Origin of the sequence: Streptomyces sp. NPDC051987, from assembly GCF_040680735.1 — a bacterium.
Taxonomy (GTDB): Bacteria; Actinomycetota; Actinomycetes; order Streptomycetales; family Streptomycetaceae; genus Streptomyces.
The window spans coordinates 1-16,601 of the sequence record NZ_JBFAXI010000001.1 but is presented as its reverse complement, the minus strand read 5'-3'; the positions used below and the strand labels follow the sequence as shown (position 1 = coordinate 16,601).

The 16,601-nt window shown below is 72.2% G+C and carries 12 protein-coding genes; 3 read left to right on the top strand and 9 right to left on the bottom strand.

All coding sequences use genetic code 11. The annotated features are described in order from the left end of the window. Nucleotides 1-125: 125 nt before the first annotated feature. A complete protein-coding gene (locus tag AB0M11_RS00060; RefSeq protein WP_365699575.1) occupies nucleotides 126-767 on the top strand; it encodes a carbonic anhydrase in 642 nt (213 codons plus the stop codon). 310 nt (nucleotides 768-1,077) lie between these two features. Here the strand turns inward: AB0M11_RS00060 and AB0M11_RS00055 are convergent, their stop codons facing one another. The 3 genes from AB0M11_RS00055 to AB0M11_RS00045 form a co-directional block, all read right to left on the bottom strand. Continuing rightward, on the bottom strand, nucleotides 1,078-2,055 hold the full coding sequence (locus AB0M11_RS00055) for an L-threonylcarbamoyladenylate synthase (protein WP_365699573.1): 978 nt from the start codon (nucleotides 2,053-2,055) through the stop codon (nucleotides 1,078-1,080). A gap of 271 nt (nucleotides 2,056-2,326) precedes the next feature. Beyond that, the gene (locus AB0M11_RS00050; RefSeq protein WP_365699571.1) at nucleotides 2,327-2,524 is read right to left on the bottom strand and encodes a hypothetical protein; all 198 of its coding nucleotides are present in this window, start codon (nucleotides 2,522-2,524) and stop codon (nucleotides 2,327-2,329) included. Continuing rightward, entirely contained in the window at nucleotides 2,524-3,120 is a 597-nt protein-coding gene (locus AB0M11_RS00045; RefSeq protein WP_365699569.1) for a helix-turn-helix domain-containing protein, read from the bottom strand. Before AB0M11_RS00045 ends, AB0M11_RS00050 begins: the two co-directional genes overlap by 1 nt. A 903-nt stretch (nucleotides 3,121-4,023) precedes the next feature. Here AB0M11_RS00045 and AB0M11_RS00040 point away from each other — a divergent pair. Then, the gene (locus AB0M11_RS00040) at nucleotides 4,024-4,950 is read left to right on the top strand and encodes a DUF3592 domain-containing protein (protein ID WP_365699567.1); all 927 of its coding nucleotides are present in this window, start codon (nucleotides 4,024-4,026) and stop codon (nucleotides 4,948-4,950) included. Nucleotides 4,951-5,248: 298 nt separating this feature from the next. Here the strand turns inward: AB0M11_RS00040 and AB0M11_RS00035 are convergent, their stop codons facing one another. From AB0M11_RS00035 to xylB, 6 genes are all read right to left on the bottom strand, one after another. Next, on the bottom strand, nucleotides 5,249-8,347 hold the full coding sequence (locus AB0M11_RS00035; RefSeq protein ID WP_365699565.1) for an AAA family ATPase: 3,099 nt from the start codon (nucleotides 8,345-8,347) through the stop codon (nucleotides 5,249-5,251). Nucleotides 8,348-8,695: 348 nt separating this feature from the next. After that, nucleotides 8,696-10,219, bottom strand: coding sequence for an aldehyde dehydrogenase family protein (locus tag AB0M11_RS00030; RefSeq protein WP_365699563.1), 1,524 nt, complete (start codon nucleotides 10,217-10,219; stop codon nucleotides 8,696-8,698). Between the two features lie 96 nt (nucleotides 10,220-10,315). Beyond that, nucleotides 10,316-11,572 carry a GAF domain-containing protein gene (locus AB0M11_RS00025; RefSeq protein ID WP_365699561.1) on the bottom strand — a complete coding sequence of 419 codons (1,257 nt, stop codon included), beginning with the start codon at nucleotides 11,570-11,572 and terminating at the stop codon, nucleotides 10,316-10,318. A gap of 36 nt (nucleotides 11,573-11,608) precedes the next feature. Further along, the gene (locus AB0M11_RS00020; protein ID WP_365699559.1) at nucleotides 11,609-12,277 is read right to left on the bottom strand and encodes a peptidoglycan recognition family protein; all 669 of its coding nucleotides are present in this window, start codon (nucleotides 12,275-12,277) and stop codon (nucleotides 11,609-11,611) included. Between the two features lie 252 nt (nucleotides 12,278-12,529). Next, nucleotides 12,530-13,738 (bottom strand): ROK family transcriptional regulator, encoded by a 1,209-nt coding sequence (locus AB0M11_RS00015; protein ID WP_365699557.1) that lies wholly within the window; start codon nucleotides 13,736-13,738, stop codon nucleotides 12,530-12,532. Nucleotides 13,739-13,774: 36 nt separating this feature from the next. Next, complete coding sequence (gene xylB / locus AB0M11_RS00010; RefSeq protein ID WP_365699555.1) at nucleotides 13,775-15,220, bottom strand: xylulokinase; 1,446 nt, start codon at nucleotides 15,218-15,220, stop codon at nucleotides 13,775-13,777. Between the two features lie 226 nt (nucleotides 15,221-15,446). On the opposite strand from xylB, the gene xylA reads away from it, so the two are divergent. Then, a partial coding sequence (gene xylA, locus AB0M11_RS00005; RefSeq protein WP_365699553.1) for a xylose isomerase occupies nucleotides 15,447-16,601 on the top strand: 1,155 nt, incomplete at its 3' end.

Here is a 16,601-nt window from a genome sequence, read left to right as displayed (position 1 = left end):
CGCATCGAGACCGTCCTTGCCGGGCGCCTCGGGGTACTGCCCAAGCCGTCGGAGTGGCCCGATCCGGTGAGCGCCGACGGGACCAGGCCGTGCGACGACTGCTGCAGGGTTCTAGGCTGCGGCCCATGAGCGAGATCGAGACTCCGACGCCCCGCGACGCCTTCGAGCTGCTGCTGGCCGGTAACCAGCGCTTCGTCGCCGGCATCCCCGAGCACCCGAACCAGGACGCCACTCGCCGCGCCGAGATCGCGCCGTCCCAGCAGCCTTTCGCCGTGCTGTTCGGGTGCTCCGACTCCCGGCTGGCCGCCGAGATCATCTTCGACCGGGGTCTGGGCGACCTGTTCGTGGTGCGCACCGCGGGCCACGTCGTGGGCCCGGAAGTGCTGGGCAGCATCGAGTTCGGCGTGGAGGTGCTGGGCTGCCCGTTGGTCGTGATCCTCGGGCACGACTCGTGCGGCGCGGTCGGCGCGGCGTGCGCCGCGCTGGAGGACGGCATGAGGCCGACCGGGTACGTCCGGGACGTCGTCGAGCGGGTGACCCCCAGCGTGCTGGCCGCCCGGGCCGCCGGGCGGGTGGAGCCGGAGGAGATCCTCGCCGAGCACATAAGGCACACCGCCGACCTGCTGCTGGACCGCTCCCGGGTGCTCGCCGACAAGGTCGCCGCCGGCCAGAGCGCCGTGGTGGGCCTGCGCTACCGCCTGGCCGACGGCAGTGCGCAACTCGTCGCCTCTCACGGGCTGGACGCGGCTGTGCCCAGGGCGTCCTGACCGCCGCGGTCGCGGCCCCTCGGCGTGACCTGCGGCGGTCGGCGGTCAAGAGACGGCAGGCACGGCACAGGTCAGGAGCCCCGGGTCTCCGTACAGGACGGCGTGGAGCGCTGCCGCTGCTTCGCGGGCTCGGTCTTCGCTCCGCACGCCGTGCGTCATGAAGAACATCGGGCTCGCGTAGGCGTCGTGCCGGTGGCGTCCGGAACGAGGTGGGCGGGGCAGGGCATGTGAAGCAGCCGCACGAGGGCGTTGTGCCCACAGGAGCGGAGCAATCACGTCCGGTGACGCGGAGGTCCGCCGTCGGTGCTGGTCACACGATGGACCGGGGCCCCGCGGCGCGGCGCAGCCGGTTGGCGATCGCCAGTCCCAGCCCCTCCTCCACCGGCAAGGAGGCCACGATGAGGTCGCAGCCCCGCTGGTCGAGTGCGCGCAGGAACCCGTACAGCCCGCGCGCGTAGCCGGCCAGGGACGCGGGGACCTCCACCACGGCGTGCGCCTTCACCGGGGTGCCGGCGAAGGGCGGGGAAAGGAGGACGCCGACCTGCTGCCCCAGCTTCTGCGCCGCCTCCGCTTCGATGACGAGCTTCTCGGGCTCGACCAGGACGACCCGCGCGCGCGGCGCGTAGTGGGACGGATGCTGGCCCGGCACCCGGACCGTGCTGGTCGCGGGGACAGCGAGCGGGTGCCCCAGCACCGCTTCGAGGTCCTCGCGTGTCACACCGCCGGGCCGCAGGACGGTCGGGAGGTCGCTGGTGGCGTCGACGATGGTGGACTCGACGCCGACCTCGCAGGGGCCGCCGTCCAGCACGAAGTCGACGGCGTCACCGAGCTCGGCACGGACGTCGTCCGCGGTCGTGGGGCTCACCGAGCCGAAGCGGTTGGCGGACGGGGCCGTGACGCCGCCGCCGAAGGCTGCCAGCAGAGCGAGTGCGACCGGGTGGTCGGGCACGCGCACGGCCACCGTCTCAAGGCCACCGGTCGCTTCGAGGGGCACCCGGGGACCGCGCCGCAGGACCAGCGTGAGCGGCCCCGGCCAGAAGTGCTCGGCCAGCAGGCGGGCCGTCGCGGGGACGTCCTGGACCCAGTCGTCCAGGTGCTCCGCACCGCCGATGTGGACGATCAGGGGGTGGGAGGGCGGACGCCCCTTGGCCTGGAAGATGCGCGAGACGGCGGCGGGATCCTCGGCGTTGGCGCCCAGACCGTAGACGGTCTCGGTGGGCAGGGCCACCAGGCCGCCGGCGCGCAGCACCCCGGCCGCCTTGTCGATGTCGCTGGTTGTCGCCGTCACCCTCGTCGCCCTCTCACTGTTCTGCTTCCCTTCACCTTCCATGGTCTCGTCGTCGCATGAGGTCGGACCACGGCCTACGGCCCTCATGATGCCGCCCGGCCGGACGGACCGCCGACTCGAACGTCTCCGCGTCGGGTGCGGAGCGCGGGCCGGGCATCGTGACGGCCACGGTGAGGCTGAGCCGACGTTCCGGCCCGATGGCGCAGTGAGCAGGGCCTCCGCTGGGGTGGACGCTCCTTCGCCGCCGCCTGAAACCTCTGGGTCCGCTGCTTCACCGCATAGAGGGAACAGCAGGTGCCGTCTTCGTGGCGGCGGTCAGCCGCAGGCCGACCTCCACGAGGACCCAGCCCAAACGGGCCCGAAGGTCCCGGTGGTGCCGGGCCACGGCAGCGAGACGGTACGCGTCAGCCTCGGCGCGGAGTTCGGCGGCGCGGGCGTGGTGCAGGGCAAGCTGGGCCTCGGGGTGCATCAGTTGGCCTCTCGGTCCGTGCGGATAGGGAGGACGTGCGTGTGGATGCGCACCTGCTCGGTGTCCGGGGTGCCGGCTTCGGGGGCCACTGCGCGGTAGCTCTCCACGAGGGCGTGCATCTTTTCGACCAGTTCCAAGGCGAGCTCGGGCGTCAGGCTCAGGGTCCAGTCGCTCATGTCCGACGAGCGGTTCCACGCCTCGGACCAGTCTTCTCGGGTGCCGAGCCAGGTCGCCAGATCCCTGGTGTGCTGGTTCGCAACCTCGTGCAGGAACAGGTCCGCGGCCCCTCGCACCTCGGGGTTGCGGTCCCTGAGCAGTGCCTCGTCGAAACGCACGCCCGTGTGGGCCGCCTTCCACCAGCGCTCCCGCCCCTTGCCCTGCTCCGGTACGTCCTCGACGAAGCCGTGCGCGGCGAGCTGACGCAGGTGGTAACTGGTGGCGCCGCTGGACTCGCCGAGTTTTTCGGCCAGTTGGGAGGCAGTGGCAGGGCCGCCGCGCCGAAGGGCGCTCAGCAGCTGCATACGGAGTGGATGTGCGAGTCCGCGCAGCGAGCGCGCGTCGAGGCTGTGGTCCTGCGGATCCTGTGGCTCGTCCATGCGTACAAAGATAGGCTTGCAAAGAAGGCGATGCAACTATTTCTTTGCATCGAACCCTTTGCATGTAGTGGACTGCAGCCTTCAGATCAGGACGGAGGAGCGACGTCACATCCGGGCACGGACACAACACCCCGCCGGACCGGCGAACTTGTCGGGTCGGAGCACTGGCTGGGTCACATCCCCGAGAACCCGAAGCTGAGCCCGGACGCCGGCCAACCGGCGATCCCGCGCCATGTTGCCCCGTTCGTGTGGGCCGATGATCGGCGTTTGAACGGCTGACGGGTCGGTCGGCCGTGACCGCCGGAGCTGCCGGCGTACCGGCCCAGACGGGCCGGGTGGCCAGGTTCTGATTCGGGTGCTGTGCGGTGAAAGCGTCGAACTGGACGCAGGCGTCCTCAGTGTCAAGTTCTGCGTGTCGCTTTGGCGGCGGTTCGGGACCCGTTTGGCAATCCGGGCTGGGGCCATCGGTGTTTACGGCGGGGGCGTGAGGGGGTTTGGCTCCGGCGTCGACTCTGCTACTCAAATCGGCCGTGCAGCAGAATCCGGCTGGGGAGACCGTAATGATCGCCTCGGCATCGAGGTCGCGGTCCTTGCGGCGGAGGAGTCTCGGAATTACGCAGCAGAGTCACCGCGTACAGCAAAACATCGATCCGGCCAGGGACACCAGGAAGAAGAACCGGACGGAATACCGGAAGTTTTACCGGAACAAACCGAGAGAGCGGACCCCATGCTCCTGGTCACGCGCCACCGACCGCGATCAGACTGCGGATCCTTGTGCATAATTCGGTCGGAACGCGCAAAGCAATGGGTGACCACGGCTGAAGGGTCGAATTTGACGCCGGGATTCGGCGCGGGGTAAGACTCCTGACGATTCGAGGGATTGACGTTGAGGGGCAGTTAGTTATGTGGTTGCTATTCGTGCTATTGCCGCTGGCCGGCCTGCTGGCCGTCGATATCGGCGCCTTCTTGTGGTGGGCACGCCGGAATCAGCTGCTGAACAGCGGCGTGCCCACGACCGGCGAGGTCGTGCGGATCAACATCACGGTGACCCAGCACGTCGACACGGCGACGCGGTTGAGCTCCACCTCCACCGCGATTCGCCCGGTGGTGCGCTTCACCACGCAGACCGGTGAGCTGATCACCGCCTCACCGATGCGCAGCGCGGTCGACAAACTCCTGATCCCCGGCGATCCGGTCAAGATCCGCTACAGCGCGGGGAACCCGATGCGCTGCGTGGTGGACCAACGCGGCGCCAAGCAGGGCACCGTGCCCATGCTGGCGGGCCTGGTCTTCTTGAACATCTTCCTGATCGGCTTCGCCTCCGTGGGCGGGCGCATCGCCGGGGAGTTGCAGAGCGACGACCAGCCGCCTACACCACTGCCCATCGCCCAGGGGCTCGGCCAGCCGGCCGATTCCGGGACCGGAAGCCGGACGACGGCCCCCACACCGCTCCCCGCCGCGACGGCCACCGGCGCGTGGTCCGCCGCCGACGGCGCCCTGACCGTGACCGTCGTCAAGGTCGTCAACGCCGGCGGGAACGTCAGTCTGACGTTCAGCGCGCACGACGGCGCCGCCGCATCGGTGACCCTGCCGATCTTTTCCAACTTCACCGCGACCGATGGTCAAGGCAACTCCTACACGGCACACCCGCTCGCACCGATCAACGTGCCGGCCGGCGGCACCGTCTCCAACACGCTGACGCTGGACCAGGCCGTCCCGGCATCGGCGCGGAGCCTGATGGTCGCGTGGTCCCATGTCTTCTCCCAAGATCTGTCACTGAACGGCTCGATCACCGTCAGGGGAGTTCCGCTGCCACATCACTCGGATTGAACGTATGTCCAGCAGTCCGAGGCACCGGGCGAGAAAGGAGGTCTGGTGCACCGGATGCCGGCTCGGCGCAGCCGGCCTGGGCTCCGACGATCTCAACTGTCCTGGTCCCGGGCGTGGATGGTCGACGCCGTCACGGTTGATCTGGTCCAGCTCACGCATCGGTCACTCGGTACACGAGCAGGATGCGGTCCACGGCCGTGCGGATGCGGTTCCAGGCTTCCCGGCGACCGTCACATCCAGGTCCTGGGCACGCCGGCTGGGGGTGTGGCGGGAAGCCCGCTCTCGAGCCCCGCGGTACCTACCGGGCGTGGCCGGCTCCCGCCAGGCGTACCAGTTCCGACCGGCTGGTCACCCCCAGCTTGCGGCCCACTCGCTCCACCAGGCCGGTGACGTCCTGCGGAGTCAGCAGCAGGGCCTGGGCGACCTGACGATCGCTGTAGTCGGCGCCTACCAGCTCCAGCACCCGGTGCTCGGTCAGCGACAGACTCGGGGCGACTGCCGGTGCGGCTCTCGGGCGCACGCCCAGTTCGGTCAGCGCCCGGCGTATCCGGCCGGACAGGAGGAGACTGCCGCAGGCGTCGGCGAGGTCCATCGCCTGGGTGAGAACCTGGCCGCTCTGGTGGGTTTCTCCTCTGCGCGACAGCGCGACGCCCAGCTCGTACCGGGCCCGGGCCAGTTCCAGGCGGGCCGGAGACCGCTCCAGTACCGCGACGGCATCGCGCAGGAGGGACTCCCCTTCGGGGCCGCCCATGACGACTCCCAGGCAGCGTGACGCCAGGCCGATCACCCGCTCGGTGCCCCAGCGGTGAGCCAGCTCCAGTTCCTCGGTGGCCAGTTGAAGCGCGTCGGTCCGCTGTCCCAGCGCCAGGTGCAGCAGCGCCGCCCGCGACCGCCAGGGCGCCCCGGTCAGGTTCGTGACCCGCGTCCGCTTCTCCTGCGCACCGTACTCCAGCAGGACCGTGAGGGCGGCGGCCCGATTGCCCCGCGCGGCGTACACGCGGCTGCGTGCGAGGAGCATCGGTCCCTGCCACACCCAGCCGCCCCGGTCGGTGTCGGCGTCCGGCACCAGCAGCCGTGCGGCCGAGGCCAGGTCGCCCCGCTCGATCAGCGATTCGCCCACCTGGGCCATCAGCGCCAGCCGTGCCCGCGGCTCCAGGCCCTCGCTGCCCGTGACGGCGGGATGTCCGAAGTCCGCCGTGAGCCCCAGCTGTCGGCCCCGGCGCGCGTGGACCCTGAGCTGCCATATCATCGCCGTCGACACCATGAGGAAGACGCCCCACCGTGCACCGACGTCGGCGATCTGCTCGAACCGGGCGGCCGCGTCGTCGAGGCGGTCCGTGGTCAGGAAGACCGTCCCGGCCAGACTCACGAGCATCTGCGACTGGTCCACGGCTGCCAACCCGCCGCGCAGAGCCCGGTCCAGAAGGCTGTCGGCGACCTCGGCGCTGGCGTCCCCGGCGACGGCCGAGGCGGCCAACGCAGCCAGGACCGCGCACTCACCCGGGGTGTCACCGGCCAGCTTGTGCCCCCGCAGCCGGCTTGCGAGTTGCCGGGCCGCGGGGAGAGTGGACAGCTGGTCATAGCCGATCAGGAGCATCTGGGCCTGCAGAAACCATGACACCTCACGGGCCGCCCCGGTGCCGTCGTCGGTCTGCCGCAGGTCCTCCACCGCGCGGGCGAGCACCTCGACGGCATCCGCGTGCTCATGCCCGAGGAACAGCGCGTTGGCGAGCAGATAGGCCGCCTGAGCGCGGGAGTACGGGTCCGTCAACACCGCGGACGCCTGCGTCAGGTGGTGCCGCGCGGCACCGACATCGAGCTGCAACTCGTCGCCGCCCAACTCCAGCAGCAGCGGGCCGCGTTCTTTGCCGGACATCGGCTCCCGCAGGGCACGGCGCAGATAGGCCGCGGTGACCTCAGGGGCGCCTCGGCCACGCGTGGCCCGTGCCGCCTGCCGCAGGACGTCGACCCGCCAGGGCTCACCGCTCGGTTCAGCCAGCAGCAGGTGGGCGGCCACCAGATCACCGGCCGCCCCCTCGCGCCGCAGCAGTTCGGCCGCCCGCGCGTGTCCGGTGGCCAGCTCCACCGGTCCGACGGTCTCGGCGATCGCAGCACGGACCAGGGGATGATCGAACCGCGCCGGCTCACCAGGTGCCAGCACACCGATCCGCCGCAGCCGGCGCCCGTGCTCACGGGCCTGTGCCTCGCCCAACTCCGACAGTTCGGCTGCCAGATGCCAGTCAGTTCCGTCTCCCAGCACCACCAGGGCCTCGGCCAGACGCCGGGTCGGCTCCGGCTCGCCGGTCAGCCGCTTGACCACGGTGTCCGCCAGGATCCGGCCACGGAACTCCTCGACCAGCCGTGCTCGGTCGTCGACAGGCCTGACACCCTTGTCGGCAAGGGCGCGGAGCAGCTCGCGCAGCAGCAGGGGGTTGCCCTGGGTCGCCTCGGCGCAGGCAGCGACGAACCGAGGTTCGGCGTCCTGGCCCAGACTCGCCCGCACCAGCCAGGCCACGCTGTCGACGCCCAGCGCCGGCAACCCGACCCGCATGCAGTGCGGCTGGGCGGCGATCCGCTCCAGCAGCGGCTCGGCCCCGGTCCCGCTGTCCGGCCGTGCCGTCAGCACCAACAGCAACGGCAGACCGCGCAGACGTCGCGCCAGGTACTCCAGCCACCGTACGGACGGGCCGTCCGCCCAGTGCGCGTCGTCGACCACCAGAGCGATCGGTCCGTCGTCCGTGACATGCACCATCAGCCAGTACAGGCTGTGCAGCAGGCCCTGAGACGCCTCCGACGAGAGGCCTCCGGCGTCACCGAGTCCAGCCACACGCAGGGCGTGCGACGCCGACTCCGCCGGACCCGAGAGCAGCCGCTCCCGCCCGGCCCGACCGGCTCGAGCCAGCAACGGCTCGGCCAACTGCCGTAGTACCGCGAAGGCGAAGTCCTGTTCCAGCTCTGCCCCGCTGCCCCGCACCACCCTGAACCCCCGCGGCTGCTCGGCCTCCGCCCAAGCGTTCACCAGGGATGTCTTTCCCATCCCCGCGGCCGCCCGTACCAGCACCACCGCGCCCCGACCGGCCCGGGCCTCACCGGCCGCGCGGTCAAGCACCGCCAGTTGACGGCGACGATCGAGCAGACCTGATTCGGTCGCGCCGTCATCGGCCGGAGGACCGCCCTGCCGACCAGGACGGTCGGCGGCAAGCAGCGCGACGGCGTCGGTGTCGGTCAGCCCCAGCGCCGTCACCAGCAGCTCCAGCGTGCGGCGCTGCGGCCGCTTCCGGCGGCCCCGCTCCAGATCCCGGATCGACCTGGCCGCCAGCCCGGTGGCCTGGGCGAGCTCCTCCTGTGTCAGCCCTGAAGCCCGGCGCAGATCCCGCAACTTCTCACCGAACGTCATCACACGCCCCCACAGCCAGCCCAGAACGCCGACCACCGAGAAGACGTGACGGTATGTCGTCGTGCCAATGAGATCATCAACGTCCGGGCAGAACCCTACCTGGGGAGCACGAGGCCTGCGAGCACGACGTCCGGTGTGCCGGATCCATTAGAGGTGGTCGGTGAACTTTCCCTCCCTGTATGCCAGTTGCTCTCGCAGGCCAGGCCAGGCCAGGCCAGACCGGCGGTTTGGTCCGTGACTGGTTCGGAAGCACTGGTCAGGAGGGGTGCAGCCGTGGGAGGAACGGGGAGTTGGCGCGCAAGGCGCCTGACGGGTGAAAACGCGGGTCAGGCGCCTTTTCGCAGGTGTCTAGAAGAAGCCCAGCCTCTTCGGCGAGTACGACACCAGGAGATTCTTCGTCTGCTGGTAGTGCTCCAGCATCATCTTGTGGGTCTCGCGGCCGATTCCCGACTGCTTGTAGCCGCCGAAGGCGGCATGCGCCGGGTACGCGTGGTAGCAGTTGGTCCACACCCGGCCCGCCTGGATCGACCGGCCCGCGCGGTACGCGGTGTTGATGTCGCGGGTCCAGACACCCGCGCCGAGACCGTAGAGGGTGTCGTTGGCCATCTTGATCGCGTCGTCGAAGTCGTCGAAGGACGTCACCGAGACCACCGGCCCGAAGATCTCCTCCTGGAAGATCCGCATCCGGTTGTCGCCCTCGAAGATGGTCGGCTGGACGTAGTAGCCGCCCTTCAACTCCCCGTCGTAGTCGATGCGTTCGCCGCCGGTGAGGATCTTCGCACCCTCCTGCCGGCCGATGTCCAGGTAGGAGAGGATCTTCTCCAGCTGGTCGTTGGAGGCCTGGGCGCCGATCATCGTGTCGGTGTCGAGCGGGTGACCCGGCTTGATCAGACGGGTGCGGGCCACCGCCGCCTCCACGAACTCCGCGTACTGGCCGCGCTGGACGAGCGCCCGGGACGGGCAGGTGCAGACCTCGCCCTGGTTGAGCGCGAACATCGTGAAGCCCTCCAGGGCCTTGTCACGGAAGTCGTCGTCATGCGCCCAGACGTCGTCGAAGAAGATGTTCGGGGACTTGCCGCCCAGTTCGAGCGTGACCGGCTTGATGTTCTCCGAGGCGTACTGCATGATCAGCCGCCCCGTGGTGGTCTCGCCGGTGAAGGCCACCTTCGCCACCCGCGGGCTGGACGCGAGCGGCTTGCCCGCCTCCACCCCGAACCCGTTGACGATGTTCACCACACCCGGCGGCAGCAGGTCCGCGATCAGGCTCATCCAGTAGTGGATGGAGGCCGGGGTCTGCTCGGCCGGCTTGATCACCACCGCGTTGCCGGCGGCGAGGGCCGGGGCGAGCTTCCAGGTGGCCATCAGGATGGGGAAGTTCCACGGGATGATCTGCGCGACCACACCGAGCGGCTCGTGGAAGTGGTAGGCCACCGTGTCGTCGTCGACCTCGCCCAGCGACCCCTCCTGCGCGCGGATCGCCCCCGCGAAGTACCGGAAGTGGTCGATCGCCAGGGGGATGTCGGCGGCCAGCGTCTCGCGCACCGGCTTGCCGTTCTCCCAGCTCTCGGCGACCGCGAGGGGTTCGAGGTAGGCCTCCATCCGATCGGCGATCTTCAGCAGGATGTCGGACCGCTCCGTCACCGAGGTCCGCCCCCAGCCCGGCGCCGCCGCGTGCGCCGCATCCAGCGCCCGCTCCACGTCCTCCGCGGTGCCCCGCGCCACCTCGGTGAACGGCAGCCCGTTCACCGGCGACGGGTTCTCGAAGTACTGCCCCCGGGCCGGCGGCACGTACTCGCCCCCGATGAAGTGGTCGTAGCGCGCCTGGTAGGAGACGATCGCGCCCTCGGTGCCGGGCGCCGCGTAACGGGTCATGGTGGCCTGCCTCCTCGCAGAAGCGCTGCCCGCCGTCGGGCAGCTCCCGGCGCGGAGGCTAGGCGGGCGGACGTTGCGTCCACGTTGCGCCGCAGCTCAGCCCGCCGGTATCGCGAACTCCGCCTCCAGGGCCGCCAGCCGGGACCGTACGATCGCGGTCGGCCGCACCGCCGCCAGCGCCCGCCACACCTCGACGTCGTCCTCGCCCCACGGCGCGTGCGCCCAGTGGGCCAGCAGGTCCGGGTCGTGGCCCGCGATCAGCGCGGCCCGCAGCCCGTCCGCCAGCCGCTGCCTGAGCCGTACCACCGCGGGCGCCTGCGAGCCCGGCAGCAGGGGCCCGGTGTACGCACCCGCGGCCGCCGCGACCGCCCCCGCCTCCAGCCGCCGCTCCACCACGGTCACGTCCGACTCGACCGGCGCGGTCAGCCGGTACGGCCGGGAGGCGAGCAGTCCCGGCCCGAGCAGCCGGCGCAGCCGGACCAGTTCCGCCCGCAGCGTCACCGGCGTCACCGACTCGTCCTCGTACAGCGCGCACAGCAGCTCGTCGCCGGTCAGTCCCTCCGGGTGGCGGGACAGCAGCACCAGCAGCTCGCTGTGCCGGCGGCCCAGCCGGATCCGGCGGCCCGCCAGCCGCAGCTCGGCCTCGTCCCGGCCGAGCGCCGTCAGCGTGGGCGCCTCGCCGGCGGGCACCGGCGGATCGAGCAGCGCCAGCTGCGACTCGGCGGCCCGCGCCACCGCCTGCACGAAGCCCAGGCTGTGCGGATGCGCCAGCCGGTCGCCGCCGGTGATGTCGACAGCACCCAGCACCCGCCCGGTGCGCGGGTCGTGCACCGGCGCCGCCGCGCACGTCCACGGCTGCACCCGGCGGACGAAGTGCTCCGCGGCGAACACCTGCACCGGCCGGTCCACGGCCACCGCCGTCCCCGGCGCGTTGGTCCCGACCGCGGCCTCCGACCAGCGCGCGCCCGGCACGAAGTTCATCCGGTCCGCCCGGCGCCGGGTCGCCGGATGTCCCTCGACCCACAGCAGCCTGCCGTCCGCGTCGCACACCGCCAGCAGATGCTCGCCGTCCGCCGCGAACGTGCCCATCAGCTCCCGGAACAGCGGCATCACCCGGGACAGCGGATGCTCCGCCCGGTACGCCCCGAGGTCGCCGTCGGTCAGCTCCACGCGTGCCGCGCAGTCGGGTCCCACCCCGGCCCGCGCGGAACGCCGCCACGACTCGGCCACCACGGACCGCACCGGGCGCGGCACGGTGCCCGCCGTGGTGAACATCTCGTGCGCCCGGCGCAGCGCCCGGACGCGCTCGGCAGGGTCGGTCCCCGGCTCCAGGGCCACCCAGGGATCGGTCAACTCGGCCTCCCGACGGCGATGCGGCTGGGGACATCGTCACGCGGGGTGTTCGCGCCGACAACCGTTTCGACCGGCCTCGTCGCGAACCACCGGTGCGTCGCACGGCGAGGAGGCACCGACCAGTCTGAGGTAGCGGACCCAGTCCCAGTGCCTGCCCGGATCGGTGTGGTCGGTTCCCGGCACCTCGACGTGGCCGATGACGTGGTCCCGGTCCTTCGGGATGCCGTAGCGGTCGCAGATCGACGCCGTCAGCCGCGCCGACTCCGTGTACAGGGCGTCGGTGAAGTACTCCGGCCTGTCCACCCAGCCCTCGTGCTCGATGCCGATGCTCCGCGTGTTGAAGTCCCAGTTCCCCGCGTGCCAGGCGATGTCGGTCTCCCGCACGCACTGCGCGACATGCCCGTCGGCCGAGCGCACCAGGTAGTGCGCGGACACCCGCGCCCTCGGGTTCTGGAAGGTGGCCAGCGTGCCGGCGTACGACTGCTGCGTGACGTGGACGATCACCCGGTCGATCGGGTACTCGTCGGGCCGCTGGGCCGCGGTCCGGTTGTCGCCGCTCGCCGCCTGCCACTCGGCCGTCGGGTAGTCGACGGCCCCGGTGAGCGCGTCGGCCCGGCCCGCGGGGAGCAGCGCGTACGGGACCGCGGCGATGGCGGCGCTCTTCAGGAGCCGTCGCCTGCTGGGGAGCGGTCGTGCCCGGTCCATGGGAGGGGTGCCTTTCGCCGGCGTGCTCGCGGCACGGGGGAGCCGAGGGGCGGTCGGCGGCACGGGGGTGCCGCCGTCGCGCGCGGTCGCGCATGCAGTGCGCGGCAAGTCTCGCGCGCGAGCGGCCGCTCCGTGCGGAGCCTGGCCGCACTCGTGTCGTCGGTGTGCACCCGTCGGCCGACGGCGCCCTCACCGCCCGGGACGCGTACGGGTACGCGCCGACGTGCCCGTGTGCCGAGGGGGCCGCCTCCGTCAGACCCGCTCCGCCACCGTCGCCGGGTCGTCCAGGACGGCCCGGATCACCGAGTGGGCCGCGCCCAGAAGGGGGCCCTCGGGGCCCAGGCGGGAGACCGAGACCGGGCAGGCGGGGCCCGTGGTGCGGTCGGCCAGCTCGGCCTGAAGTGCGGGCAGCAGCCAGGGGGCGAACCCGGCCAGGGCACCGCCCAGCACCACCGACTCCGGGTCGAGGAGGTTGACGGCGCCGGTCAGGGCGATCCCCAGCGCGGTCCCGGCGTCGTGCAGGGCGCGTCGTACGCCCTCGTCGTCCGCGCCCGCCCGCTCCGCCAGCAGGCCCGCCGCGTCCTGCCGGGAGGCGAGGCCGGCCGCGCGCAGCACCGCCTCCTCACCGGCGTACTGCTCCAGGCAGCCGCGGCCGCCGCAGGCGCACCGCGGCCCGTCGGGGCGGACCGGCACATGGCCCAGCTCGCCCGCGAAACCGCGCTTGCCGCGCAGCAGTTGTCCGTCCACGACGACGGCGGCGCCGATGCCGATCTCCGCGGACACGTGCAGGAAGTCGCGCGGTGTGGAGTCCCCGAGCCACAGTTCGGCCAGGGCGCCGAAGTTGGCCTCGTTGTCGACCGTCAGCGCAAGGTCTGCGGGCAGCAGCTCGCCCAGGTCGGTGTCGCGCCAGTCGAGGTTGGGGGCGTGGACGACCGTGCGCGCGTCGCGGGCCACCAGGCCGGGGACGGCGACCGCGAGGCCGGCCGGCCACAGGCCGTCGTGCTCCGCGTCCGCCACGACCTGCCGCACCAGCCCGGTCAGCTCCCTCAGCACCGGACGCGGATCCCGGCCCCGGTTCGGCCCGTGCCGCACGGCACGCGCGCGTACCTCTCCGCGCAGGTCCACCACGCACACGGCGAGGTGGTCGACGCCGACCTCCGCCCCCACCCCGGCCGGTCCGTGCCCGCTCACCGCGAGCGCGGAACCGGGACGCCCGACCCGGCTGGGCCGCTCGGGCCCCAGTTCCTCCAGCAGTTCCCAGCGGACCAGCTCGTCGACGAGGGTCGACACGGCAGCTCTGGTGAGACCGATGCGGGAGGCGACCGCGGCCCGGGACAGCGAGCCCTCCGCGCTGACCGCGTGCATCACGCGCGCGAGGTTGCGCCGGCGCATGCCCTGCTGGGTGTCCGGCAGGGCACGGCCGGTCGCCGTCGGGCGGGCCTCGTGCAGCGGTGCGGTCATGCCTCCATCAACCCTCTGGCCGGTCCTCTGCGCTGATCAGCGGTTCTCCGGCGCCCGCTCCAGCAACGGGGCCGCGTCGGAGAGTACCCCGGAGATCCTCGCCAGCGCCGCCGAGTCCCGCTCCACCGCGTCCAGCACGGGCCCCGCGGCGGTGTTCCAGCGCCTGGCCACCGCGGCCGGGTCCTCGCCGGTCAGCAGCCCGGCCGCCTGCGCGGCGGCGCCGAGGGCGACCAGCTCCTTCGCCTCGGGCACCTGCACCGGTCGCCCCGACAGCCGGCGTACCGTCTCCTGCCAGGCCCGGCCGCGGGCGCCGCCGCCGATCAGCAGCAGCGGGGTGGTCCGGTCCGCGTCCTCGTCGAGCACCAGGTCCAGGGCGCCCAGCAGGGCGTGCACGGCGCCGTCGTAGGCGGCCTGGAGGAGCTGGCCCGCCGTGGTGTCGTGGCGCAGGCCGTGCAGCACTCCCGAGGCGTGCGGCAGGTTCGGGGTGCGCTCGCCGTCCAGGTACGGCAGCAGGGTGACCGAGCCGCCGGGCTCGACGGCCTCCCGGTCCAGGCCGAGCAGGGCCGCGACCCGGTCGACCGCGAGCGTGCAGTTCAGGGTGCAGGCCAGCGGCAGCCAGTCGCCGTGCGCGTCGGCGAAGCCCGCCACCGTGCCCGTGGGGTCGGCGGGGCGGTGCCGGGAGACGGCGTAGACCGTGCCCGAGGTGCCCAGGCTCAGCACGGGGGTGCCGGGGCGCAGTCCGAGTCCCAGCGCGGCCGCCGCGTTGTCGCCGGTGCCCGGCGCCACCAGGGTGCCCTTGGAGAACGGCAGGTCGTGGCTGTCGCGCACGGTGCCGGCGACCTCGCCGGGCCGGACCACCCGGGGCAGGAACGCCGGGTCGAGACCCACGTGCGCGAGGGTCTCCGCGTCGTACGCCTCGGTCGCCGACGCCCACCAGCCGGTGCCGGAGGCGTCGCCGCGGTCGGTGGTGCCCTGCCCGGTCAGGCGCTCGGTGAGGTAGTCGTGCGGGAGCCGTACGGCCCTGGTGGCGCGGACCGACTCCGGCTCGTGCTCCGCCAGCCAGGCCCACTTGGTGACCGTGAACGACGCGCCCGGCACACTGCCCGTGCGCTCCGCCCAGGCCTTGGGCCCGCCCAGCTCCTCGACCAGCCGCTGGGCCTGCGGCGCCGACCGCACGTCGTTCCAGAGCAGCGCCGGACGCACCGGCTCACCGCGCTCGTCCAGCGTGACCAGGCCGTGCTGCTGGCCGCCGATCGACACGGCCGCCGCCTCGTGCGCCGCGTCCCCGCACTGGCGCAGCGCCTCGCGCAGCGCGTCCCACCACTGGCGGGGATCGCTCTCGCGGCCCGCCCCGGTGGTCACGGTGTGCGGTGCCTGGCCGCTCGCCACGACCTCGCCGGTGGCGGCGTCGACGACCAGTGCCTTGGTGGACTGGGTGGACGTGTCCACTCCGACGACGAGCGGACCCTCGGCTGCTGACATCGGGCTCTCCCTTTTTGCGCGGCTCGCGCCTGACTGACCTGCGGATTTTCCGGTTCGTCGGGGTGTCGCGACCCGGTTTTCGCCCTTCCGGGACAGGGTGACCCTTCCCAGGGACGCGTTGGCATACTAATTTGTAAACCGCGATGACGAAATAGGCGGCACGACAGTCGCCCGCCCGCCATCCACCGCAGTCATCGAGTACAGCCCCCGAGCAAGGAGCCGCGGCATGAGCTTCCAGCCCACCCCCGAGGACAGGTTCACCTTCGGCCTGTGGACCGTCGGCTGGCAGGGAAGGGATCCGTTCGGCGACGCCACCCGCCGCGCCCTCGACCCCGTCGAGACGGTCCAGCGCCTGTCCGAACTGGGCGCCCACGGAGTGACGTTCCACGACGACGACCTGATCCCCTTCGGGTCCTCGGACACCGAACGCGAGTCGCACATCAAGCGCTTCCGGCAGGCCCTGGACGCCACCGGCATGAAGGTGCCGATGGCCACCACCAACCTCTTCACCCACCCGGTCTTCAAGGACGGCGCCTTCACCGCGAACGACCGTGAGGTGCGGCGGTACGCCCTGCGCAAGACCATCCGCAACATCGACCTGGCCGTCGAGCTGGGCGCCGAGACGTACGTCGCCTGGGGCGGCCGCGAGGGCGCCGAGTCCGGCGCCGCCAAGGACGTCCGGGTCGCCCTCGACCGCATGAAGGAGGCCTTCGACCTCCTCGGCGAGTACGTCACCTCCCAGGGCTACGACCTGCGCTTCGCCATCGAGCCCAAGCCGAACGAGCCGCGCGGCGACATCCTCCTCCCCACCGTCGGCCACGCCCTCGCGTTCATCGAGCGCCTGGAGCGCCCCGAGCTGTACGGCGTCAACCCCGAGGTGGGCCACGAGCAGATGGCCGGCCTGAACTTCCCGCACGGCATCGCGCAGGCCCTGTGGGCGGGCAAGCTCTTCCACATCGACCTCAACGGCCAGTCCGGCATCAAGTACGACCAGGACCTGCGCTTCGGCGCCGGCGACCTGCGCGCCGCCTTCTGGCTGGTCGACCTCCTGGAGAGCGCCGGTTACGCGGGGCCGAAGCACTTCGACTTCAAGCCGCCGCGGACCGAGGACCTCGACGGCGTGTGGGCGTCGGCCGCCGGCTGCATGCGCAACTACCTGATCCTCAAGGAGCGCGCGGCCGCCTTCCGCGCGGACCCGGAGGTCCAGGAGGCCCTGCGCGCCTCCCGCCTGGACCAGTTGGCCCAGCCGACCGCAGCGGACGGCCTCCAGGCGCTCCTGGCCGACCGTACGGCCTTCGAGGAGTTCGACGTGGAGGCGACCGCCGCGCGCGGGATGGCCTTCGAGCGCCTCGACCAGCAGGTGGTCCATCGCCAGCTGGTC

Coding starts and splice junctions, on each gene's coding strand:
- AB0M11_RS00060 (WP_365699575.1), top strand. CDS start 126: ATGAGCGAGATCGAGACTCCGACGCCCCGCGACGCCTTCGAGCTGCTG.
- AB0M11_RS00030 (WP_365699563.1), bottom strand. CDS start 10,219: ATGACCCGTTACGCGGCGCCCGGCACCGAGGGCGCGATCGTCTCCTAC.
- AB0M11_RS00035 (WP_365699565.1), bottom strand. CDS start 8,347: ATGACGTTCGGTGAGAAGTTGCGGGATCTGCGCCGGGCTTCAGGGCTG.
- AB0M11_RS00040 (WP_365699567.1), top strand. CDS start 4,024: ATGTGGTTGCTATTCGTGCTATTGCCGCTGGCCGGCCTGCTGGCCGTC.
- AB0M11_RS00050 (WP_365699571.1), bottom strand. CDS start 2,524: ATGCACCCCGAGGCCCAGCTTGCCCTGCACCACGCCCGCGCCGCCGAA.
- AB0M11_RS00045 (WP_365699569.1), bottom strand. CDS start 3,120: ATGGACGAGCCACAGGATCCGCAGGACCACAGCCTCGACGCGCGCTCG.
- xylB (WP_365699555.1), bottom strand. CDS start 15,220: ATGTCAGCAGCCGAGGGTCCGCTCGTCGTCGGAGTGGACACGTCCACC.
- AB0M11_RS00015 (WP_365699557.1), bottom strand. CDS start 13,738: ATGACCGCACCGCTGCACGAGGCCCGCCCGACGGCGACCGGCCGTGCC.
- AB0M11_RS00020 (WP_365699559.1), bottom strand. CDS start 12,277: ATGGACCGGGCACGACCGCTCCCCAGCAGGCGACGGCTCCTGAAGAGC.